15 protein-coding genes and 5 pseudogenes are annotated in these 23,684 nt (G+C 32.8%); 13 read left to right on the forward strand and 7 right to left on the reverse strand.

Features of this window, described 5'->3' with window-relative positions; genetic code table 11:
• The first annotated feature begins 413 nt into the window (after nucleotides 1-413).
• Nucleotides 414-2,690 carry an N-acetylmuramoyl-L-alanine amidase family protein gene (locus MKY70_RS29905; protein WP_340804951.1) on the forward strand — a complete coding sequence of 759 codons (2,277 nt, stop codon included), beginning with the start codon at nucleotides 414-416 and terminating at the stop codon, nucleotides 2,688-2,690.
• Between the two features lie 88 nt (nucleotides 2,691-2,778).
• On the opposite strand, the pseudogene MKY70_RS29910 reads toward MKY70_RS29905, so the two are convergent.
• A pseudogene (locus tag MKY70_RS29910) lies at nucleotides 2,779-2,904 on the reverse strand (IS6 family transposase); the annotation flags it as partial.
• Nucleotides 2,905-3,257: 353 nt separating this feature from the next.
• Here MKY70_RS29910 and MKY70_RS29915 point away from each other — a divergent pair.
• From MKY70_RS29915 to MKY70_RS29935, 5 genes and pseudogenes are all read left to right on the forward strand, one after another.
• Nucleotides 3,258-4,931, forward strand: a complete 1,674-nt coding sequence (locus tag MKY70_RS29915; RefSeq protein WP_340804952.1) for a M4 family metallopeptidase — start codon at nucleotides 3,258-3,260, stop codon at nucleotides 4,929-4,931.
• A gap of 627 nt (nucleotides 4,932-5,558) precedes the next feature.
• The gene (locus MKY70_RS29920; protein WP_341026806.1) at nucleotides 5,559-7,157 is read left to right on the forward strand and encodes a sensor histidine kinase; all 1,599 of its coding nucleotides are present in this window, start codon (nucleotides 5,559-5,561) and stop codon (nucleotides 7,155-7,157) included.
• A 2-nt stretch (nucleotides 7,158-7,159) separates the two neighbouring features.
• Nucleotides 7,160-7,867 carry a response regulator gene (locus MKY70_RS29925; RefSeq protein WP_340804954.1) on the forward strand — a complete coding sequence of 236 codons (708 nt, stop codon included), beginning with the start codon at nucleotides 7,160-7,162 and terminating at the stop codon, nucleotides 7,865-7,867.
• Nucleotides 7,868-8,146: 279 nt separating this feature from the next.
• Nucleotides 8,147-8,440, forward strand: coding sequence for an ArsR/SmtB family transcription factor (locus MKY70_RS29930; protein ID WP_341026808.1), 294 nt, complete (start codon nucleotides 8,147-8,149; stop codon nucleotides 8,438-8,440).
• Nucleotides 8,441-8,460: 20 nt separating this feature from the next.
• Nucleotides 8,461-8,622, forward strand: a pseudogene (locus MKY70_RS29935) (DDE-type integrase/transposase/recombinase); the annotation flags it as partial.
• A gap of 17 nt (nucleotides 8,623-8,639) precedes the next feature.
• Here the strand turns inward: MKY70_RS29935 and MKY70_RS29940 are convergent.
• A pseudogene (locus MKY70_RS29940) lies at nucleotides 8,640-8,987 on the reverse strand (Tn3 family transposase); the annotation flags it as partial.
• 265 nt (nucleotides 8,988-9,252) lie between these two features.
• Between MKY70_RS29940 and MKY70_RS29945 the strand changes: the two are divergent.
• From MKY70_RS29945 to MKY70_RS29960, 4 genes are all read left to right on the forward strand, one after another.
• Complete coding sequence (locus tag MKY70_RS29945) at nucleotides 9,253-9,765, forward strand: RNA polymerase sigma factor (RefSeq protein ID WP_341026809.1); 513 nt, start codon at nucleotides 9,253-9,255, stop codon at nucleotides 9,763-9,765.
• Nucleotides 9,749-10,732 (forward strand): anti sigma factor C-terminal domain-containing protein, encoded by a 984-nt coding sequence (locus MKY70_RS29950; protein ID WP_340804957.1) that lies wholly within the window; start codon nucleotides 9,749-9,751, stop codon nucleotides 10,730-10,732. Before MKY70_RS29945 ends, MKY70_RS29950 begins: the two co-directional genes overlap by 17 nt.
• A gap of 108 nt (nucleotides 10,733-10,840) precedes the next feature.
• The gene (locus tag MKY70_RS29955; protein WP_340804958.1) at nucleotides 10,841-12,169 is read left to right on the forward strand and encodes a MurT ligase domain-containing protein; all 1,329 of its coding nucleotides are present in this window, start codon (nucleotides 10,841-10,843) and stop codon (nucleotides 12,167-12,169) included.
• A gap of 164 nt (nucleotides 12,170-12,333) precedes the next feature.
• Nucleotides 12,334-13,056: a type 1 glutamine amidotransferase gene (locus MKY70_RS29960; RefSeq protein ID WP_341026810.1), complete on the forward strand. Its 723-nt coding sequence runs from the start codon at nucleotides 12,334-12,336 to the stop codon at nucleotides 13,054-13,056.
• Between the two features lie 68 nt (nucleotides 13,057-13,124).
• Here MKY70_RS29960 and MKY70_RS29965 read toward each other — a convergent pair.
• A pseudogene (locus MKY70_RS29965) lies at nucleotides 13,125-13,231 on the reverse strand (IS6 family transposase); the annotation flags it as partial.
• A 21-nt stretch (nucleotides 13,232-13,252) separates the two neighbouring features.
• Here MKY70_RS29965 and MKY70_RS29970 point away from each other — a divergent pair.
• Both MKY70_RS29970 and MKY70_RS29975 read left to right on the forward strand, forming a co-directional pair.
• On the forward strand, nucleotides 13,253-13,504 hold the full coding sequence (locus MKY70_RS29970; protein ID WP_341074730.1) for a hypothetical protein: 252 nt from the start codon (nucleotides 13,253-13,255) through the stop codon (nucleotides 13,502-13,504).
• Nucleotides 13,505-14,673: 1,169 nt separating this feature from the next.
• Nucleotides 14,674-16,398 (forward strand): PAS domain-containing sensor histidine kinase, encoded by a 1,725-nt coding sequence (locus MKY70_RS29975; RefSeq protein WP_340804960.1) that lies wholly within the window; start codon nucleotides 14,674-14,676, stop codon nucleotides 16,396-16,398.
• A 507-nt stretch (nucleotides 16,399-16,905) separates the two neighbouring features.
• Here MKY70_RS29975 and MKY70_RS29980 read toward each other — a convergent pair.
• From MKY70_RS29980 to hblC, 4 genes and pseudogenes are all read right to left on the reverse strand, one after another.
• A pseudogene (locus MKY70_RS29980) lies at nucleotides 16,906-17,076 on the reverse strand (DDE-type integrase/transposase/recombinase); the annotation flags it as partial.
• 475 nt (nucleotides 17,077-17,551) lie between these two features.
• The gene (gene hblA, locus MKY70_RS29985) at nucleotides 17,552-18,679 is read right to left on the reverse strand and encodes a hemolysin BL binding component B (RefSeq protein ID WP_340804961.1); all 1,128 of its coding nucleotides are present in this window, start codon (nucleotides 18,677-18,679) and stop codon (nucleotides 17,552-17,554) included.
• Nucleotides 18,680-18,709: 30 nt separating this feature from the next.
• Complete coding sequence (gene hblD / locus MKY70_RS29990; protein ID WP_193649201.1) at nucleotides 18,710-19,939, reverse strand: hemolysin BL lytic component L1; 1,230 nt, start codon at nucleotides 19,937-19,939, stop codon at nucleotides 18,710-18,712.
• A gap of 67 nt (nucleotides 19,940-20,006) precedes the next feature.
• Nucleotides 20,007-21,326, reverse strand: coding sequence for a hemolysin BL lytic component L2 (gene hblC / locus MKY70_RS29995; protein WP_341026811.1), 1,320 nt, complete (start codon nucleotides 21,324-21,326; stop codon nucleotides 20,007-20,009).
• A 590-nt stretch (nucleotides 21,327-21,916) separates the two neighbouring features.
• Between hblC and MKY70_RS30000 the strand changes: the two genes are divergently transcribed.
• Nucleotides 21,917-23,635, forward strand: a complete 1,719-nt coding sequence (locus tag MKY70_RS30000; protein ID WP_193649199.1) for a methyl-accepting chemotaxis protein — start codon at nucleotides 21,917-21,919, stop codon at nucleotides 23,633-23,635.
• Nucleotides 23,636-23,684 lie beyond the last annotated feature (49 nt).

Genomic DNA, 23,684 nt, shown 5'->3' on the forward strand with positions numbered 1-23,684 from the left:
TTATTATTTATTGGTGTAATTATGACATACCTTAAGAAAAGGCCTTTGTATAACAAGAACGAGACAAACGATTCCTTTTAGTTATTATTGATTTATTAAAATAAAAATTGAGACCCAAAAAACCAAAAAGGTTGGCATTTTGCCAGCCTTTCTGGTTTACTACTTCATTCATTTTACAAATGACAATTTTGTTTGGGGATACTTAAAAATCTTCGGTTAATAAGCATGAGGTCAAGCTGAAAAAATATAGATCATCGTATAAAATTCAGAATTTTATACGGTATTAATGTAAGACTTTTGTAACATTTATGAAAGACTTTTGAAAGGTATTTATATTAAGATACACTTCGGAACGTTAAATTCAGTTTAATAAATAGAAAAAAATAGGGTAGCACAAAGTGAGGAGCACAATTATGAATGGAAAAGCAAAAAAAAGTATGCGAAAAGTCCTTCCTGTAGGGATTGCAATGGGGATTTTATTCAGCGCCAGCCCCGTAACAGAATATAAAGTGAAGGCAGATGTTGATACGTTCGGAACGATTGTTACAACATTTGGGAATATTTATGATGCGTTTTTAAAAGAGCCGTTTGTTAAGTTTTTAGAAGAAACCGATGCAAAATTCACTTATAATCGTGGGGTTGAAAACAGTGCTTACATAGCACCTACTTTCCAAAAAGGAGAGTTTGGTATTAGTGCGTTTGATTATTATAAAGATAAAAATTTTAGCAAGAAGGTTAAAATTGCTTACGCTGATGGAAAGGTTGAATATAAAACAATCAAGCATGGGGAACAAATGCGTATTAAGCAAGCTGGTACAATAGTAGACTTAACTCCTGATGAACCAGAATTATCTAAACATATTCTTTTGTATATTACACAAAAACAATTAGATGAAGGAAAAACAGGTGTTGCTCTTACAAACTGGCAAACCTTTTATCTAGAAAGTAGCAATGAAGGTCATTACACGAATTTAGCAGATAAATTTGTAAGACAAGCATTCCCAGGTGCTTATACTACAGGTGGTGTGCTTGCTATTGGTCAGAATTTTAAGGATCTTTTTAACCAACTACCAGAAGGTAAACGAAAATTAGGAACAGCTACTTCAGAGCCGGTAAGTAAAGATGTTCTTCGGAATTATCTCACAAGTGATTCTGAAGCTCTTGCAGATTTTAATAACCGTGTAGTAAATGTATTTGCAGAGACGAAATTGGGTCTAGATACACCTATTTCATTACCATTTATTACATTAAATGGTGGTGAGAATTGTAAAATTATTCCTTATAAAAAAGGGTCGAATAAAGTGTTTGTAAGAAAAGGTTCACAATACCTTTCAGGAAAAGAAGGTAAGAATCTTCAATACTCTGATTCAATTGGTGATGATGAATTGTTTGAACTTGTTCAGATTGGAAATTCTCATCAGGGAGAATTTCAATTCCGTTTGAATAACAAAAATGGAGTAAGTTTGGCTGGTAATTTGTATACTTACCAATTTGGTACGGATTCGAGCTTCAAATCTGAAATTCGTTTCACTGCAAAAACCAACAATGAAATTCATAATTGGCTAAGAGAGTGGTATCCTGGTAAAGAAAATGAGAAACCGAAGTATGACGGAATACAGATAGTATCTGATGAATATGATCGTCATAAATTGCTTGCAAAAGATTCTTCTGGAAACGTGATAAAGAACAATTGGGTAACCGTTGCTGGCGTTCATTATTATGCAGGTTCCGATGGAGTCTTGTTGAAGGGGTGGCAGGAAATCGAAGGTAAGACGTATTATTTTAAAGATGATTCTAGCATGTTAAAGGAAAATTCATGGGACACACCTATTAACAATAAGTTCTACAATTTTGATGATAACGGTGCTTTACAGCGATCAGCATGGACAAGTCACAGCGAAGGATATTCCGCATATTCTGATGCTTCCGGAGCGTTTGTTGAAGAAGGTCTACGAGAAATCGATGGTAAGATTTATTACTTCCAAAGTCGGGCGGGATCAACGAAAAAGGAGGTGCGTTTAGAAGATCAAAATATCGTGCTTCACTTTTCTGGTGATAAAGGCGCACTTGAGAAGGCTTCTAGTCTGGATGGAGGAGCGCTAAGTAATACTGGAACTTATATTACTCTTGATGAGAAAAAGCTAGTGTTTGAAAAAGATGGTTCTATTAGAAAAAGTGGGGTCTCTAAAATCTTTTTTGATGACTTATTTGATACTACAAGGAAAAAACCTGTACTTGTATATTACAGCTTAGAAGAAGGGCCTTTCTATAGTGGTTGGAAGGAAATTGATGGTAAAAAATATTATTTCAATTCTGGAAAGAACTATAATTTTGACTATAATATAACTATTGACGAAAAAAAATATTACTTTAATAATGAGGGAGAAGTTCTACCGACAGATTTTATAGAAAAAGATGGAAAAAAATATTATTACAATGATAAAGGCGTCATGCAAACAGGTGGACAAAAAATAAATGGTTTTACGTTTTACTTCTCGGAAAATACTGAAAACCTCGGACAAATGCAGAGTAATACCTTTTTTAAGTATGATGGAAAATTGTATTTTGCGGGCTCTTGGGGGGCGGCTTTGCTAAACAAAGATGAGTATGTATGGGACGAGAAAACAGAAGCTGAATACTATGTTTACATTAACAACGAGGGGCATGTTGTTAAATATTGGAGAAAATAATAAATAATTTGCAAGTAAAAGGAGCTAAAAGGTTCCGTTGCAAAGTTTAAAAAAGTAGAAACAGATATTGATAAATAAGGAAAACTATTTAGGCAGTGACTAATAATTTGTGTAATTCCTTGTACGTTGAAAAACCGCAGTTTGACTGTAAACTGCGGTTTCATTTATATATAGCATGAATGGTTTCGATTCCTTTCAAGGTACGTGAAGCATGCGATTGAATTACGGGAGCACACCACTAAAACAGTGAAAGAAATATGCCAAATTACAGGTGTGAGTCAGGCCGCCCTGTATCGTAGATTAAAAGAACTTGAATAAAGTTCTTTTTTGATTTGTAATTAAATCCCAGAGTGGCCCCTCATACCCAGAATCGTTTCCGTACCCCTATCCATAAATCATTGTGAAAAAGGATGTTTCTATAACAAGAAAAGGATAGAAAATTTAAGGTATTAGAATCTTTAAAAAAATATGCAATTTTACATGAATAATCTCAAGAGAATGTTTTTTTTGTATACTCCTTAATAAGATCCATATTTATTATACGGAATATTGAGAGGAGAAATAGAAATGAAGAAATCCGTCGTTACATTACTAGCAACAGGGATTGTTCTAGGTGCTCCATTTTCAAATGCCTTTGCAGAAGAACAAGTATCGCAGCAAGAAGCTTTGGACAAAATGGAAGTCGTTCAAAAAAAGTGGAATGATGAACAAGGAAATCCATCCTTTCTTTCAGGGGAATTATCTGATAAAAAAGTAGAATCAGAAAAAGCAGTGAAATCGTTCCTTGAAGAAAATAAAGAGTTATTTAAAATCAATCCACAAACTGACTTAACACTGAAAGAAGTAAAGTCAGATGATTTAGGGATGAAACATTATGTGTATATTCAATCTATCAATAAAGTTCCAGTTGATGGGGCACGATTCATTGTTCATACAAATCGTGAGGGCAAAGTAACAACAGTAAACGGAGACGTACATCCCGCTGCCGCTGACCGTTTGAAAGAAAATACAAAGGCAAAGATTTCAAATGAAACTGCCCTTTCAAATGCATGGAAACATATTAATCTAGCAAAAAAAGATACATTTGTAGAAACAAATGGGACTCCGTTAGAACAAATAAAAGAAAAAGTACAATCTACAAATGAAAAAGCAGATTTAGTTATTTATGAAAAAGACGGGAATTATTACTTAACTTATAAAGTACAATTACAATTCATTAAACCTTATGGAGCAAACTGGCAAATCTATGTAAACGCAGAAGATGGAACAATTGTAGGTTCATATAATGCAGTTACAGATGCAGATACTCCGCAAAAAGGCTACGGAAACGGCGTATCTGGGGATCGAAAAAACCTGAATACAACTTATAGCAGTCAATATGGAGAATACTATTTAAAAGACACAACAAAGCCGATGAATGGTGGCGTTATTGAGACATTTACAGTTAATCATGGCGCTGATTACGAGAATATAAAGAATTACTATCTATTCGATACAGATAACGCTTGGGTAGATAAGAAACAAGCTCCTGCAGTTGATGCTCATTTTAATGCAGGAAAAGTATATGATTATTATAAAAATGTTCATAATCGCAACAGTTTTGATGGAAACGGTAAAACGATTCGTTCATCAATCAATTTTGGAACCAACTATAATAATGCTTTCTGGAATGGACAACAAATGGTTTATGGTGATGGTGATGGTGTTAAATTCGCACCGCTGTCAGGTTCGCTTGATGTTGTTGCACACGAACTAACACATGCGGTAACTGAAAAGTCAGCTGAGCTTGAATACCTAAATCAATCCGGGGCACTAAATGAATCTTTTTCTGATGTATTTGGATATTTCGTTGAGCCAACCAACTGGGATTTAGGAGAAGCTGTAACTACGCCAAAAGTTGCAGGAGATGCACTTCGCAGCTTATCAAATCCTGAAAAGTATGGCCAACCTGCTCATATGAATGACTATCAATATTTACCACCAACAGAAGAAGGAGACAATGGCGGCGTACATATCAATAGCGGTATTCCAAATAAAGCTGCTTATTTAACAATCAATGCTATTGGTAAGGAAAAAGCAGAAAAAATCTACTACCGTGCTTTAACAACGTACCTTACACCGACAAGTGATTTCAGCAAGGCACGTGCTGCTTTATTACAATCTGTTGCTGATTACGATGGCGTTAATAGCGCGACATATCAAGCTGTGCAAAAAGCTTGGAATGACGTAGGAGTAAAATAATAGTTTCATTGATAGAAAAGTGTAAAAGGACACGCTTGCTAGGAGTATCTGACGAGGGTGTCCTTTTTTCACTGTATTTTTTATCGTCACGAGCTAAATCGATTACAACATCTTTTCAATCAATATCTTTTAATAGGGGTCACCATACATGCCCATCAACTTAAGAGCGGAAACAAAATGAACTTTCGTTCAAATAAACTAAAAAACTCTTAAAATACTATATATCCTTAAAAATGAGCACGCCAAATACACCTAGTTAGGTATTATTTTTAAAAATTATACAGCTTTCTTTTGTTTTGAAAATTCACTATACTCATAGACAACACTAAAACGGATATCTTATGCTTCTTGCTACAAAAGTAATGACAATATTAGATTTTCGAAATGAAAAATAAGAGAAATTCAGTATACTAGTTATATTGAAGTTCTCTTATTTTATTTTTTATTATGGAATAAATTCGTTTAGCTAATTAAAACTTAGAAGAGACGATAGAAAAACTACATGAAATGACGAGTAAATTTAAAGTATAATAACATCAAGTAAGTAAGATTAGACTTATAATAACAGCTTACTTATTTTTTATTTACGAAAGATAGCGTAGAAGAACTAGGGGAGTCAATGAAGAGATGAAAAAAAGGAAAAAACTATTGGATTTATGGAAAACGATTACATTATTAGTGTGTACAGTTGTAATTTTTTCTTTACTCGTAACAGACATTTTAATTAGCCATAATGTTGAACGGGTGACAGAAGATAGCCAAGCAGAGAAGGCAAAAACGATTGCACGTATTGTGGCGAATGATTCTACTGTAATTGATGGGTTGACGGGGAAGGTAGATACCTCCTTGATTCAGATGTATACAAATAAGCTATTAAAGAGTACAGATGTTCAATTTATTGTAGTTATGGATATGAATGGAATACGAAAATCTCATCCAAACCCTCAAAAAATAGGACATCATTTTGTTGGAGGCGATGAAGGAACTGTATTGAAGGGAAAGGAACGCGTCTCGTTAGCAAAAGGAACTTTAGGGATTTCTATGCGAGTATTCCTACCTATTTTTGCTGACACAGGGGAACAACTTGGTGCGGTCGCTGTTGGCATTTCGGCTGATAATATAAAAGAGAGAGTGAAAGAAAGTAGACATATTATTTATATCGGTGTTGGTGTTGGAATATTAGTTGGAATTATAGGAGCGATATTGCTAGCTAGGCATATAAAGAAAATTTTATTTGGTCTTGAGCCGCATAGGATAGCGAAAATTTTAGAAGAAAGAAATACGATGCTACAATCTGTAAAAGAAGGTATTATTGCTGTAGATAAAGAATCGAAAGTAACTTTAATTAATAAAGAAGCAAAACGAATATTAAAGAAATGTGGACTTACAGGAGATTTTATCGGTAAAGATCTTGAATTGTATACGCCGAATTCACATATAAAAAAAGTGTTGCAAACAGGAGAGGCACAATTAAACGAAGAACAAAATATTTATGGGATTACGATTGTTACTAATCGGGTTCCTTTATATGTAAAAGGAGAAATAGTTGGCGTGATTGCAACATTTCGTGATAAAACAGAGATTAGAAAATTGGCAGAGGAACTAACCGGTATCAGGATATATGCGGAAGCATTACGGGCACAGTCCCATGAATTTATGAATAAAATGCATGTTGTATTAGGACTTACACATATGAAACAGTATGAAGAACTTCAAAAATATGTAAGTAGTATGGTATCAGAGCATCAGTATGAAATTGGTGGGGTTATGAAAAAAATTCAAAGCCCAGTATTTGCTGGATTTTTATTAGGTAAACTTAGTTATGCTAGAGAGAAAAATATAAAGTTAATTATAAAAGAAGATTCTTACTTACCAGAAATATATGATGAACGTATCAATCATGAACTGATCACCATTGTTGGAAATTTGATTAATAATGCATTAGACGCAGTGATGAATTGTGAGAAGAAGAAGGTTGAAGTTGGAATACAATATGGGGATACATTAATCATTACAGTACAAGATACAGGGAAAGGCATAAAAGAAAATGAAATTGATGCATTATTTATAAAAGGTTATTCCACAAAGGGTGATAATCGGGGGTATGGTTTGCATCTTGTAAAAGAAAGTATACAGCGAATAAATGGGGAAATTCATATTCATTCATTGGTAGGAGAAGGAACTACGATAACAATTGAAATACCTAATAGTAGGGATGAGAGATAAAGATGATTAAAGTTTTAATTGTAGAAGATGACCCGATGGTAGCAATGTTAAATACACTTTATTTAGAGCAAGTAGGAGGGTTTGAACTTGTTCATGCAGTTAACTCAGTTAAAGAAGCGATAGAAGTATTAGAGAAATCACGAGTAGATTTAGTATTACTTGATATTTTTATGCGTGAAGAGACCGGGTTTGAGCTTTTAATGCATATTCGGAATCAAGAAAAAGAAATCGATATTATGATGATTTCAGCTGTACAGGATATGGGAAGTATCAAAAAAGCATTACAATATGGCGTAGTAGATTATTTAATTAAACCATTTACATTTGATCGATTTAAAGAGGCATTAACTGTATATCGAGAAAAACTTACTTTTATGAAAGAACAACAAAAAATTAATCAATCGGAATTAGATTCGTTAATTTTACAAAAAGAAAAAAGAAAGTCTACTGTCAATAAAGAGCTTCCGAAAGGATTAACGAAGCAAACGTTGCAACTCATTTGGCAGAAAATCAAGTCGCTTAATGGACAGGCGTTTACAACAGATGAAATGGCGCAATTAGTAGGAGTTTCAAGAGTCTCTATTCGAAAGTATGTAATGTTTTTGACTGAAATCGGAGTATTAGAGAATGAAATGGTGTATCAACATGTGGGAAGACCTGTGAGTAAATTGAGATGTATTGACCAAAATAAAATAGGTTTTTACGTATAAGCGACTTAATATAAGTCGCTTATACTTTTTTTTAATTACAAAAGTAGTTATAAAACTTACAAATACTATTTTTGCTATTGAAAACATTTTAATATTATTGTTCAGATGGATTAAAGGAAGTAGAAATGCAAGCAAGGGTGTCTGGATCATACCGGGTTATGTTGACTAAATAAAACACAAATTAAATCGAAAAGATGCTGCAGCATAAATTCTACAAAAGTAGAATTTTCAAATTATTAACATAATAAAAATATATCGGTTCACAAGGAGATGTTTAGTTTGTTGAATTATGAAAAAAACGCAGAAGTTTTAAAAGTATTAGCCCACCCAATTCGAATTACAATTTTGAAAGAATTAATTACAAGAGGGGCATGTAATGTAACTCAAATTGTAGATATTCTTGGTATCCCACAGTCTACTGTTTCGCAGCATTTATCGAAGATGAAATCTCAAAAATTAATTATGAGTGATAGAAAAGGATTAGAGATTTACTATAGTGCTCAAAACCAAACTATTAATTCCATTGTCGAAATATTATTGGATTTGAAACTATTAATCGTAAGTGAAAATTAGTAATCTTTGCACCAAAACCCCTTAAGTCAGCCAAAGATTCTTGGCGAGTCGATGAGACGTATGTGAAAGTTAAATATCAATGGATGTACCTATATCGTGCTGTTGATTCAAAAGGAATTATTATTGATTTTCATGTTTCAAATCCCCGTGTTATAACAGTCGATAAAAATCCTGCTTTTCCTAATTCACTAAGTGCTCAATAAGTTGGATGTCCACTGTTGCGGGTAAATCGTTTGAGAACCGCTTCCGTTTCAGCTGTACCAAGCCGTAAGGATGTAGCATACTTAATCATTTGATCATATTGTTATTCAATTTAATTCCAATTGATTGGTCGAGTTAAAACTGGCTGCAAGTTGGAATTTGAGTCTTGCATACCTACATCTGGACGATACAATTTTTGTGCATGAATAGCTTTGAACCTTGGCATCAGTTGGAAGCCTAGCAAATGACAAAAAGCAAAAGCAACTTCACTTTTTCCATGTGTATCTACATAATTCTTCTCTACTTCCATACTTGTACAATGCCGCAGCAATCCTTCAATCATAGCATGTCCAAGTTTTATAGATTTTTTGCAACAGAACCCTTTAATTAATGGTTTAGGAGAAAATGAGTGACTTACGATAAATTCAATAAAATAAAGGGAATGGATGTAAATTAATAGTTATAAGTTTACATTGTAATAAGGAAGAATTCTAAAATATAAATAAGAACTGTTCGTGTTTTAATTAATAATTAAAATTATGTAAAAAAAATTGATTATCCTGTCAACCAAATTGAAACTTAAACGTTATAAATATAGAAGGAGGTAAGAGATGCGAGATGATGTTTTTCAAAAACGATTAAAGCAATACTTAGGTTTTATTTTTAATTATTTATTAAAACTCGGAATATCTAAAGAGGATGCAGAAGACATTGTACAAGAAACAGCTTTAAAATATATTCAAAACTTAGAGGGGATTCCCCCTGAAAAAGTGAAAAGTTGGCTGTTTAGAGTAGCTATAAATAGAAGTTATGATATTTTGAGAAGAGAAAAAAGAAAAGATAAGTTTTTAATAGAATTATGTATATTAGAAAATCTTGAATCTGATTTACCCGAGGAGTGTCTTTTAAAGGAAGAGCAAAGTGGTGAAATCAAAAAAACATTAGATTTACTTCCTAAAAGATATAGAGAAGTTTTAATTCTAAAATACGTAGTAGGATTACGTTATGATGATATAGCCCTTTTGTTTGAAGTTACAACTGGAACTGTTAAAACAACGGTATTTCGAGCTAAAGAATACTTTATTGATATATATAGGAGGATACATAATGAACATGAAGAATGATGAAAATCAATCTGAATTTTTTCTAGATGATAAGGAATTTGAAAAAACAATGCGAAAAAGTAGAAGAAAAGCAATTATAAAAAATGTAGTTATTACGGGGAGTGTACTAATTGCATTGTATGGTGGATTGACTTTTGGTAATAATTATTGGCTATCTGAGCGTCTGACAAAGGAAGATGATGTAGAAGGGTCATGGTTATCTATTACTGAACCTAATATTGAGCAAAATGCAACATTTTATAATTGGAATTCTTTTTCCGTTGACGCAACTCACGAATACTCGAAAAAAATAGGAGAGCGTATCATACCTTGGGAATCGTTATCAGGACATTATAATCTTATACGTTCAGAAAAAGCATCTTCTAATTTGATAACTCATTATAATGAAAAAAGAAAAGGTTTTGAAACTTATAACGGTCAGAACGGACAAAGAGAGCTTATTTTTTATCATCCTAAAGTTCAATATAAGCAAGTTCCTAATGATTTAAACCTACTTGATGAAATAGGCGCGAATAAATATGTTGAGTATGCACTATCCTTTGATCGACCTTATTCATTTAGTGAAGTTCAAAAATTGTTAGATAAACAAAATACAGAATGGCTTTGGGTTGAAACAGAGCCTGATGAAGAGATACAAAGTATGAATCAGCAGGAACTTACAGGAGAAGAAGAAAGAGAAACTTTTTATCGTGGAAACATATATGGTTATCCGTATAACTCACAAAACGACTGGCAATCTCCTGAATTGTTTATAGATACATTAAAATCTCCTGATTTTTATGGAGACTATGCTGATAAAGCAAAAAAAGTATTAACAAGATTAAAAAAAGATAATCCTAAATTAGATTCAGAAAAGGTGAAGATTGTTGGAGCTGTGGTAACTGGTACTCCTGATGAATTAAAGAAGTATCAAAATAAAGAATTTATTAGAGCTTCTTCCCTTGGGGCTACAATAGATAAATATTAATTATGTAAAAGAAACTTATAACACTTGAAATTTGATAGAATGTTTTAATAATTTTAATAGTGTCTTTTTTAATAGTTAGAAAGAGACAAGTAAGGACGGCGATTAATAGTGTTATTTTATATAGGATTGATAATTGGAAAGTTAGCAGGATATAGTACTAAAAAGTTTGGTTTTAACGGATCTAACATTCCAGGGAAAATTACGAATTACTTATATAAGAATGCATTACAAAAATTAGCGGTACAGGTGGAAACTGTGGTTTTGGTTACTGGTACAAATGGAAAAACAACAACTTGTAATTTAGTTTCTTCCATTTTTAATTCCAATAAAAGTGAATATATCAGTAATATAGAAGGATCTAACTTATTAGAGGGAATTACTTCTGCTTTTATAAAAAAAAGTAATATACGAGGGAAAATAAAAGGTGTGAAAATAGCAGTTCTCGAAGTCGATGAATTGACAATGACTGAAGTTTTGAAACAAATACAGCCTCAATTGATTGTTGTAACAAATATCTTTCGAGATCAGCTGGATCGTTACGGAGAAATCAACACACTGATTTCAAAAGTACAAACCGCTATTCATTCTAGTGATGCTTACTTACTATTAAATGGTGATGATCCATATAGTAGACATTTTACTAAACAAAAGAATAAAACCATGTATTTTGGTTTAAAGAAAAATGTAGGGGATTTTCATAAAAGTAATATTAGAGATGCCGTCTATTGTTGTTGTGGCCGTCTATTGAAATATATATATACTCACTATGGACACCTTGGAAAATATTATTGTTCATGCTCCATGAGTAGTCCCATATTAGATGTAGAGGTTACTTCAATTCAATCACAAAACAACTTAGCGATTACTGTACAAAATCAATCCTATACTTCTAATTTGAAGGGTGAATACAATGCATATAATATGCTATCGGCTATAAAAACTGGAGAATTTTTAGGTTTTAGTTATGAACAAATTCACAAAGGATTAAGAGAATATCACCCAAGCAATGGACGTATGCAACAGTTTCTCATTGCGAAAAATACATACCATCTTAACTTAGCTAAAAATCCACAGGGGATGAACTGTACGATAGATTATTGCATACAAAATAAAAACATAACACAATATGTTTTTATTTTAAATGACTTGCTTGCTGATGGGAAAGATATCTCTTGGATTTGGGATGTAGATTATGAACTATTAGCAAACTCAAATGTAAACCATATAATTTGTGCAGGAACACGTGCCTATGACCTTGCAGTGCGTTTAAAATATGCGGGAATTTCTGTGAATAGGATAAAAGTTATCCCAAAAATTTCTGCTGCCATACAGAATAGCATTGCGGCAGGGAATGAAACATCCGTAATTAGTAATTACACAGGGTTAAATACTGCCCGGCAATTTTTAAGCACGAATGGAATGCTGTCCCCTTTATAAAAAAGTTTGTATATACATATATTTAGTTTAATAATTTAACTGAGTGTATATAGATTGTAAATACACAGAATAGAGAGTTGACACTAAAAATAACGATATAAATTGGGCACTTCCCTTAGAATTTATAATAAGTCCCGATTACGTTTTTAACATCTGGAGGTACTATGAAAAAATTGATTATCTATCATTACTTTCCCAATACTCTTAATTTATATGGCGATCGTGGGAATGTAACCATTCTACAAAAGCAATTAGAATGGAGAGGAATAGAAGCAGATATTCATTATGTGGAACAAGTAAAAGATTATCCTGTATCTCAGGCTGATCTAATCTTTATTGGGGGAGGAAGTGACAGTGAACAACAAATAGTTCAAGAACAATTGCTTTCAATTCGAAAAGAATTGAAAGCAGCAATAGAGGATGGTTTAGCAGCACTTTGTATTTGTGGAGGATATCAACTATTAGGGGAGTATTATGAAACTGCAAACAGTGATATCATACAAGGCCTAGGAGTATTACCATTTTATACATCATGTAAGAACACGGACTCAGTGAGTCGATTAGTAGGGAATGTAAGAGTACAATCTGAAAAGTTCGGAAGAATAGTGGGTTTTGAAAACCATAGTGGCCAAACATTCCATTCTTTTGAATATCTCGGTCAAGTTCTACAGGGATATGGGAATAATGCAACAGAAAAAAAAGAAGGCCTTCTGTACAAAAATCTGATAGGTACGTATTTACATGGACCATTTTTAACTAATAACATTCATGTATCAAACTGGTTAATATTGCAAGCACTAAATAGAAAATATGGACTTACAGAATTAGAGCCGTTAGAATGTACTTTTGAAAAGATAGCATCCGATGTTTCATGGGATAAGAGGTAAGATAAGGTTCAAGTGCAAATATAATCGAATTTGAAAAGAGAGCGACAGATTCCATTAGGAATCCATTGTTATGCAATGAAACCGAAGAGGTATTGATAAGTTGTATCTGATTTCGAACAGACTTCTCCCCTTGAAGAGTTTGTCCCTTCTTGATCATATGCATAGTTTCAATACCACAAAACGTTGTTTACGCGGTTTGGAAAAACTGAAATCCAAGGGTTCTGTTGCAAAGTTAAAAAAAAGTATAAAATATATCGATATATTAGGTATAGGGTTTAAGAAACCCCTATTAACGGTTGTAATTCCTGGTATGCCAAAAAAACGGGGTCTTGCGAATGACTTCGTTTTTGTTTGTAAAGTGCATGAAAGGACTCGCTCCCATCGTCATCAAGTTAAGAAATACATTCTTCCCCAAAACGATAAAAACGAGCTAAATTCTCATAAATAACTGTAGAGTCATAAAATTTTCGTTTTGGGGGTACTTCAAGTACCTTAGCTTGATGGGCATGTGTTGTGACCCCTAATATGTAAAATTGCATAGAATTACTACTCCAGATTAGCATATAATGTAATAGAACTGCTCAGATTTTTTTCTTTAATCGTTAGATTCGAACCTAACGTCCTATCACATTCACAAAATGTGTAAACCTAGAAACTGTGGAAAGGCATCCGGAAGGATGCCTTTTTCTTTGGTCCTGATGCAGAAAACGATAAAGCTCATACAATTGTATGAGCTTTCTATATGAGTTTATAACCATCTAGTTTACATAACATATATTATCGATAGTTATAAAAACACAAAATATTCCGTTTCAAAATCAAAAGTATTCTTATCTTATTGAGATATAATCAAAAATTTCTAAGATATTTTTTTATCTGCATTACGTTGTCATTTTTATTTATTCGACGATCCTATTTTTTAGGAATTACAAGGTTTATATTATGGTATGAATAAAATAAATGAATATATAGAAAAAAAACCTCCCATCTCAAATTGAAAAGTATTCTTAGTTTTTGAGATGGAAGATGAAATTGAAATGTCACCACGACATATATTCCGTCCCCATCAGTTTAAAAAATAAATATTTTAGTAACTGATGCTTACTGTGGAAATGTTAACGTGTGAAAAAAATGTCGAATTTATCAGAAAATTGTATATTTTTGTTGTTTTATTTTTTTTCATGCTAGACTTATAATTACAAAGAAAGAGTATACAAAAACCCTTAGCGATATAATTATCGGAATTTTTAGTTTTATTTGTTGGTTTGCTTTACATCATTGACATGTGTGTATGCATTTTTTCCTCCACTCTTTCTTTGCTGTGCCCTTTAGAAAAAAACAACTTGTCCTTATCCAAGTTGTTTTTTTTCTGTAAAGATTTCATTTATTGTTTATGATAGTTGAGGTAGTAATTCAAAAAAGCACCTATCAGGGACATAATTTTTAAGGTGAGTTTTTGGAAAGCATTTTTATGAAAAATTGGCGAGAATCGTTTAAAAATTAAAATAGCCCCTCTTTTCTGTGTACCTCGACACATTTAATTTGTATAATATAAAAACTAAGAAAATTAAAAAAATTAATACATATGCATGTTTACATAAATAGGGGTGAGAGAATATGTACAAACTGACCGAGATTATTGACGTAAAAGAAATACAAACTATGGCAGAACACTTTTATCTTTTAACACAGATTTCACATCAGCTGCTTGATTGCAACGGAGGAATCATATTTCATTACGGCACACCATCCTCTGATATACATTTACATACAAAAATTCATGTCCCTATTATATTCAATGAAAATACGATTGGTGATTTTGTGATTTTGTCGCCTAAAGATAGTATTGAATCTTGTACTATATACTTTAAATCCCTTGCAACGATTATAACGAATAAAGGAATGAATACATTACAGCAATTGCAGAAAGATCAATCTATCCCTGCTGAAAAATTATATACGATTTTACACAACATGCCCGTTATGGTTGATGCTTGTGATGAAGAAGGGAATATTGTCATATGGAACCGAGAGTGTGAACTTGTAACAGGTTATAGTGCCGCTGAAATTATTAACAATCCTTGCGCGTTAGAGCTACTTTATCCAGATGAAACGTATCGGAACCAGTTACTTCATGGATTTTCTGAACTCGGTAAAAACTTTCGTGATTGGGAAATGACACTTACTTGTAAAAACGGTGATGAAAAAACAATCCTGTGGTCAAACCTTTCAGAAGAATTCCCTGTTCCTGGATACAGTCACTGGGCAGTTGGTATTGATATTACGCATCGGAAACAGGTAGAAGAGAAACTTATAGAAAAATCTTCAGAGTTAGAATTAATTTTTAAAGCACTTCCAGACTTATGTTTTTTAACAAGACTTGACGGAGTAATCGTTGATTATAAAGCCGGCTGTCCATCAAGATTTTATGTACCTGTCGAACAATTTATGTATAAAAAATTTCAGGATGTGTTACCTTTAGATGTTGCCCTGCAGCTACAAGAAGCAATTGCAAGGGTACAGCAGAATAATTCCATAGAAATTGTAGAATACTCCTTGCTCATGCATAATAGTATTTACTTTTTTGAAGCACGATGTTTACCGCTATTAACAGATAAAGTGATGGTTATGGTTCGCGATATTACAGAGCGGAAAAAGACAGCGGAACTATTAAATAAATCAGATAAATTAGCTACTGTCGGTCAACTCGCTGCAGGGGTTGCACATGAAGTGCGAAACCCACTCACTGTTATTAAAGGATTTATACAATTATTAGAGATACAAATGAAACATGAATCAAAATATTTTCAACTCATACTTTCTGAAATTGAGCGCATTGAATCTATTATTCACGAATTTTTATCTATTGCTAAACCTGAGGTATGTTCTTTTGAACAAGAGAGCATCGATGTAATTTTAGAAAACGTTGTATCTTTAATTAACACAAAGGCAATTATGACAAATATCCATGTCACATTCCAAACGGATCCTGACGTTGTATATATTGATTGTTGTAAAAAACAATTAAAACAAGTGTTTATCAATGTTTTACAAAATTCGATTGAAGCAATGCCACATGGGGGAGACATAATCATTACCACTAAGAAAGTAAGTAACAATGAGGTAGAAATTTGTATTTCAGATGAAGGGGTTGGTATTCCAGAAGAAAGAATTGCAAAACTTGCTGAACCTTTTTATAGTACGAAAGAAAAAGGAACAGGTCTCGGTTTAATGATTAGTTACAAAATTATTGAAAGTCATCAGGGAAGAATTTGTATAACAAGTAAAGTTGGAGTAGGAACCTCGGTGAACATTTATTTACCGCTTTTGAAAAATGTTTAAAAACTGATATAAAACTTTTCTCAGGTAGTAGAGTACATTGTGAACTACTCGCCACTTAGCAAAGCTTGAAGTGGGAGCTTCCCAGTTCCGCGACGAAAGTAACCTTTCGTCTCCCTGAGCGTTACTTCGGGGTGTTCCACCCCTAGATGCCCAACGCTTGGATGCTCTCTTGGTACGGTTGATATTTTACGCAGGAACCGAATGGCTTGGTTTTCGCACTCTATTTTCTTCCTGCAACCTCCTATATCAAGTTATCAAAGAACTTCATATAGCTAGTTTATCAAAAGTTTTTGGCTATGCCAAACCGAAATTCATCTCCCACCTACCGTTAGACTATCGCCCTTCACACGCTTGAGGAAGGAGAATTCTTTCGGTAAATTCGTTAAAAGGTGCACTGTAACGATTAGGTTCTGGTGCGAATAATTAAATACGATATAAAAAGGCGTGGATTTTTTATTTCCCTTGGGTTTAAGTAATTAATTCAAACAGTTAGTGGATGAATTCTTTCTAATTTTGGACAGACTGGTTCCGTAAATCAATCTGTTCTTTTTTCATCATATGCATAGCTTCTACTCCAAAAAGAATGGATGTAGCTGTGTCCAAGCATTTGAATCCTAGCATAGAACGGATTCGCTTTTTTATAAAGCGATGATCTTGTTCTACTATGTTATTCAAGTACTACATAAACCCACAACTCATTTCTTTATTTTACTATCTCAAACAGAACGATTGTTTCCTAAAAATTAAAAAGAAGATTGAGACATCTCAATCTTCTTTTCAGGCAGAATTAGATAGAATTTTATTGAATAAAATTCTATCTTTAAAAACTAACTCTGCAAGAATCGCTGTATTTCTATTTCTATTTCTAGTAATGTAAGTTCATTATTACGCAATTATTTATAAAATTCATCATACAAATGATATGCGTGGTTTAGGAATAAGAAGGTTCTGTTACGAAGTTTTTAAAAATAAGTAAAACTGCACGGTTATTTTGAGATTTGGATGAAACTTTTATAAAAGTGAAAGGCGAAGTCTTTAATACGACTCCGCCTTTTCGGTCTATAAGGAATTATTAATTGCTACATTACCATTCAACAATGTAATCTTAGATTCTCTATGTTTTAGGTCACTTTGCAACGGAACTAATATTCCCCTATTTTTGTGGAGTAACAAGTTCCACTTTAAATTCTTTTATCCCTTCTTTTAATGTGACAGCATCTGTTCGTAATGTTTTCCAACTGTCTTTAGCTGCATTCAAGTTAGGTTTTAGGAATCTAAATTTATTTTGATCCGCTTTTTGAGCTGCATTCTCAATATGCCCAAGTACTCCCGAATATTGAGAATCTAAATCATGCCATTGCGTGGACATATAAGTAAGAGCGTTAATAGCATCATCAAGCGCACTATGCATCTCACTAATATTATTATATGCAACCCCAACTACACGATTTAATGTTAGTTTACCATCTACGGTCTGACGTAATTCTGCTAATAAAGGCTCTAACTTGCCTAAATTATCTCGTGCTACACCCACTATTATCCCACCAATTACCGGTAAGCCCAAAATGGCACCCTTCATTACATTAAATCCATCAGATTCTAACTGTTTATAATAGTTTACTGATCCTAAAACCTCATTTAGACGCTTTTGATCGGCCTCAACATCAGCACCTTGGTTCTTTAAAATCGACTGTAAGAGATCTTTATTGCTTCCAAATGCTCTAACATCTTGTCCAATAGCGTCTCTTAATTTAGTTAATTCTTGTATTAATTGTTGTGCAACCTTTTGGTTTTGTTGAATCTCACCTCGTAAATCTGTAATCCCTTCTTTTAAAGCATCTCCATCCCCTTTATTAATCGCCTCTACCATTGTTTCATAATAATTGTCAAATTTTGTATCGTATTCAATAATACCAGTCAATGTATCTATAAGCTGTTTTTTCACTTGCGTATCCCATGTAACAGCATGTGCTCTTGCATTCTTTTGATCTTGTACAATTTTATCAGGTAAATCTGCATACCCATTAATAGTGATTCCTTCAAAGTTCACATCTGGATTCTTAATTAGCATATAAGAATAGGCATTCATAGATTTTGCAAATAAACCAGCCTTTTTCAAGGTTTCTTTCATTTTCACTTCATTTGCTGAAAGAGACATATCTCCATTGTTAGTTTGTTCAATTCCACTTGCAAAAGTTGCTACTGGTGAGACCACAGAAGTTGTTGTCAAAGTTAAAAACGTCGATACAGCGAGTAGTTTGTAAGGGATTTTTTTTATCATTCCATATTCCTCCTATATAGGTTTTGATTTTCAGTTCGTTTCTTCTTGTTTAAAAGCGATGTCTTTCGAAATGAATTCTGCATCTTTATGAATATCATTCCAACTTTGTTTAGCAGCCTTTAAATCATCAGGTATTAAAGAGAGTTTATGTTCTTGCATTTGGTCGATATTATCATATAAATCTTTATAATTGGCCCCCATTGTATTCCATTGTTTTTGAATATTTGTTAGAGACATTATGGCTTGATCCACTGTCTGATATAGATATGTCAAAGTATCTTTTGTGCTAGTAAGCGAAATAACTGCTTGGTTAGCAAGATCGGCTTTCGTACTTAATTGTCCGATTTTGTTAGAAATTTCGTTATAAGAGTTCATATGATTAGACGCTGTGACACCAGCTGCCGTTCCTAAACCGATACCAGCTGCACCGAGAGCCGTAAGGCCACCGACAACAACCGGTGTTGCTGTACCGCCAGTTACAACAATTACTACCGCTCCTCCAATGGCTGCAATAACTAAAATGGCTGCTCCCAATCCACCACCAATTGACCATGCTAATACATTGTCAAAATGTTCTTTCTGAGTAGCACTTAGTTGCTCAATTTCAGCCTGAAGTTGTGGAATCAGTGCTTGTTTTCCCGCTAATATTGCCGTTAAGCCACCTTTCCCATCTGGGCCACCAACATTATTTTTAAAATCTGTAGTATTTGTGTACAGTTTTGTTTTGAAGGCTTCTAACATCTTAATTACTTCTGTAACTTCTTTTGAATTTGTATCAATTGTAGTGATTAAATCATTTATGCCCTCTTTTAATCCTTCCTTATCTTTCTTTTGTACAGTATCTACTAATGTATCGTAATAATTTTTAAATTGTTCATCGTAATTTACAATATTACGTGCTGTATTTTGAATCTTCGGTTTTGCTGTATCTAGCCAATAATTCGCATTGATTCGAGATAGTTCCTGATTAAGGTGAATATTTTTGATTAATTCTTCCCCTTCTGAACCTAAATCGATATTAGATAAATTTACATTCGGTTGTTTAATCATTGTTTTTGCGTACAAATCCATTACAAGAATATGAGATCCTGTTTCAGCCAATGCTTTCTTTAGTCCTTCAGGTCCTAATGCATAATTCCCTATTTTCTGTTCTTGTGCAGTCTGTTCTTGTACAAGTGCATGGATCGTGTTACCGTTCGTAGCCGTTATAACCGTTGCCAGAGTAGCCAAAGTTAACACTTTAAATGGAAACTTCATCATATTAATTCTCCTCCCTATTTTTCAATAGATTCTTATAGTCATCATTCTGCTTTATAAATTCAGAATATTAGAACTTATAAACTTGTTCTTCAAGGTAACTTGTTACATTTTTTAATTGTCTTAATGTATCTTTTTGAGACTGCTGATCAGTTGTATCAACATTAGAAGATAATTTTGTAATATTATTTTTAATTAGATTCATATCTTCTTTATAGCGCTTTAATAGGTCAAGTTCTACATCTACTTGATTTGCAAATGTATGTAAATCATTTTGCATAATAAGAAGCATAGACTTTTGTAAATCTGCTACTGTTAGGCTCTTTGTTAAATCATATAATTTTTGGTTTTGTTTCTCTAAATCATCTAAATGTGCTCGCTGCTCTGTAGTAAGTTTATTTACTTCAGCGAAGGCACTATAAGTTTTTTTAATTTTTTCAGGGTCAATAACCTTCGTAAGGTCATACTCTTTTGTCTTTGTAATTGCAGCTGCAGCTATTTCAGCTTGTTTGCTTTTCTCAATTGCTTCACGGGCTTCTTTTTTGGCAGCTTCAATCTCTAGAGCAGATTTACCCTTTTCTTTCGCTTCTTGCTCTGCTTTTTTCTCTGCTTCTAAAATAGAATTGTTAATTTCTTTGCCTTTGTTATACGCTGCTACTGCTGTTTGAGCAGCAGGTTCAATGATATCTTTTGAAAGGTTATAGACTTCTTTGAATATAACAAACCCTTGTTCATTTAAAGCTCCTGGTAATAATGCTATTTGTTGTAAATCACTTTGAATTGATTTTTGGGTATTTAGCAATTCATTTTTTAGCTGGTCTATTTTCCCTGTTCCCTCTGAACTTAGTACACCTTGTGCTTTTGTCACGTCAGTATCGAGATCTTTAAGCTTTTTATCAATCTGTAATTTAATATCTGTTAATTCATTAATCTGACGTTGTACGCTTTCTTGGTTTGTCGTAGTTTTATCTTGAAGAATTTCAAGTCTATCCAAGAACCCTTCTTTATCTTCATTATTGTCTACAAACTGTTTTAATGTTGGATAATAGCTATTAAATTGGGTTACAAATCCTTTACTTTTTGAATTTAATAGAATTAATTTTGGATAAAGTTCTGATGACCATTCGTTCATATCTTGTTTGATCAGGGATTGGTTCGTATTTAAAGCTGGGACTTCCTCAAGCTGTACATTAGGACTCATTAAAGCTTGATCAATATATGTTTGGATTAATTTAGATTGTGCACCTAATTTTCGTAAGGATGAGGAAATATCCGTATTCTCTTGTTGAGTTTCTGCCTGAACGATTGGCATTGCAAGAGTATTGATAGGAATATTCGCCCCAGTAACAATGGATGTTATTAAAAAACCTGTAATTATTTTATTTTTCATTCCATACACCTCTTCATTATTGTCTTTTTACAATCTTATTCACACCTCTAGAACAACCTAGCGCTAGGGTCTCTCCTTCCACACGCTTGAGGAAGAAGAATTCTTTCGGATAGAGTGTTAGACTCTCGTTATTATTTACTTCTCATAGAATGTAAGGCCTTACTTCCCCCTCATTTAAACACTATGTTTTTACTAAGTAAACAATAAAATCCCATTATTTATATTTAATAATTCAGACACTTCATGTTTGTATTAGAAAAAAATTATATTTAAAAAAGTTAAATCCTATTAATTAATTCACTAAGTGAAATAATTACATCAGTGTAATTAGACTTAAAATATAGTGATTTTCATTTATTTATATTAATCGTTTGATATAAAATGTTTTTAATATAACTTAATAGTACTTTGTATATCATTTACCTTTTTTTGTAAAATGTAAAATTACATATTTCTCCACACTAAAAAACCAACAATTAGCAACAAATAAACCAACAAATAACAATATTTTAAAAAAAACAGGTCGTTATTTGTTGGTTTTTATTATAAGATGTATAACGTAATATAAAGATTTAATAAGGGGTGGTTTAATGTCAGTTCTAAAAAACAGTAAAATTGGTACAAAGTTGAATACATTAATGATTACAGCGAGTATCGCATGTATTCTCTTATCCATTATAGGAGTTATCTCTTTAAAGAAAACAGGTGAAGCTTCTGCAAGTATGTATGACGAAAGATTACTTCCAATTTTTTGGATACAATCTCTAGAATCTAATTTCCGATACGGAAACAGTAATTTTATGGAACTCATGGTTACAACTGATGAAAAAAGAAACAAAGAATTAGCAAATAACATAGATCAAACACGTAAAGAAAATGATCAGTTATTAAAAAACTTTGAGTCTAAGATCAGCTCACAAGAAGAAAAGCAATTATATAAGAATTTCCAAAAAAACTTTCAAGAATTTAGAACTCAAATGAAAGAAGCACAAAATTTAGCAGTAAACAATAAAAATGAAGAAGCTTATTCTTATTATTTAAAAAACACTGAGCCTGCTATGCAAAATGCGATTAATTCTATTCAAGAACTTGTGAAATATAATAGTAGCCAGGCAGAACAATTACAAAAAAGTAATACGAACAGTGCACATACTACAATACTGATGTTTATTATTATTTCAGTTATTGCGACTGCAATTATTATAGGTATTGGATATGTCATCAAAACAGCTATTCAACGTCCAATTACTTTATTACAGCATGATATAAAACAAGTAGCAGATGGAAATTTAGTAATACGTACTTCCTATCAAGCAAATGATGAATTAGGAGCTATTGTTACTTCTTTTAATAACATGTTAGATAATTTACAACATTTAATTGAGAAAATACAAGTAACGACATACGAAGTTACCTCTTCTACTGACAGTATGTTGCAGAATACAAAACAGGCATCTAAAATATCTAATGAAGCTGTTCTAACAATTAATGAAGTAAATAAACAAATAGAAGGACAAGTTACTAATATTCATGAAAGTTCAACAGCAATGAATGACTTAACAAATGGAGTTCAATCAGTAGCTGAATCAGCATTAACTGTTGCTGAAGTATCTGTTGCTACAACGGATCGTGTAAATAATGGTAGTAAAGTAATCAAGCAATCTATTACTCAAATGAATAATGTGCATGCAGTTGTTGAAGAAACATCTACGGTGATAGAACGTCTTATTATGCGTACACAGCATATAGATAAAGCTTTAGACGCGATTACAAATATTGCGGAACAAACAAATTTGCTTGCTTTAAATGCTGCAATCGAAGCAGCACGTGCAGGAGAGAATGGAAAAGGATTTGCAGTTGTTGCAGCTGAAGTGAGAGATTTAGCTGAACAATCTAAGCAATCCGCACATGAAATTAATAATTTAATTAAATCAATCCAACAAGATACAAAAGATACTGTTCAAATCATGAGAAAAGGACACGAAGAAGCTATACAAGGAAGAAATGCTGCTAATGAAGCAGACGAAGCCTTTTCAACAATCATGAAAGACATTCATAAGATAACACATCAAATTCAAGAAGTATCAGCTACAACAGAAGAAATGTCTGCTGGAACTGAAGAAATTAACGCTTCACTATCAGTAGTATCAGAAACTTCTACAAGAGTAGCGAAAGATACAAATCAAACCGTACAAGCCATTCAAACTCAAGCATCATCCATTACAGAAATAACAAATCAATCCATGCAAATAAAGAAAAAAATCGAGGAATTAGAAGGATTAATTTCACGATTTAAAATTAAAGAATAAAAAAATAAAAGGAAAAAGCAATTACTTTAAGCTTGATTGACATGTCGTG

The organism is Bacillus sp. FSL R9-9492, assembly GCF_038007365.1.
GTDB lineage: Bacteria > Bacillota > Bacilli > Bacillales > Bacillaceae_G > Bacillus_A > Bacillus_A mycoides.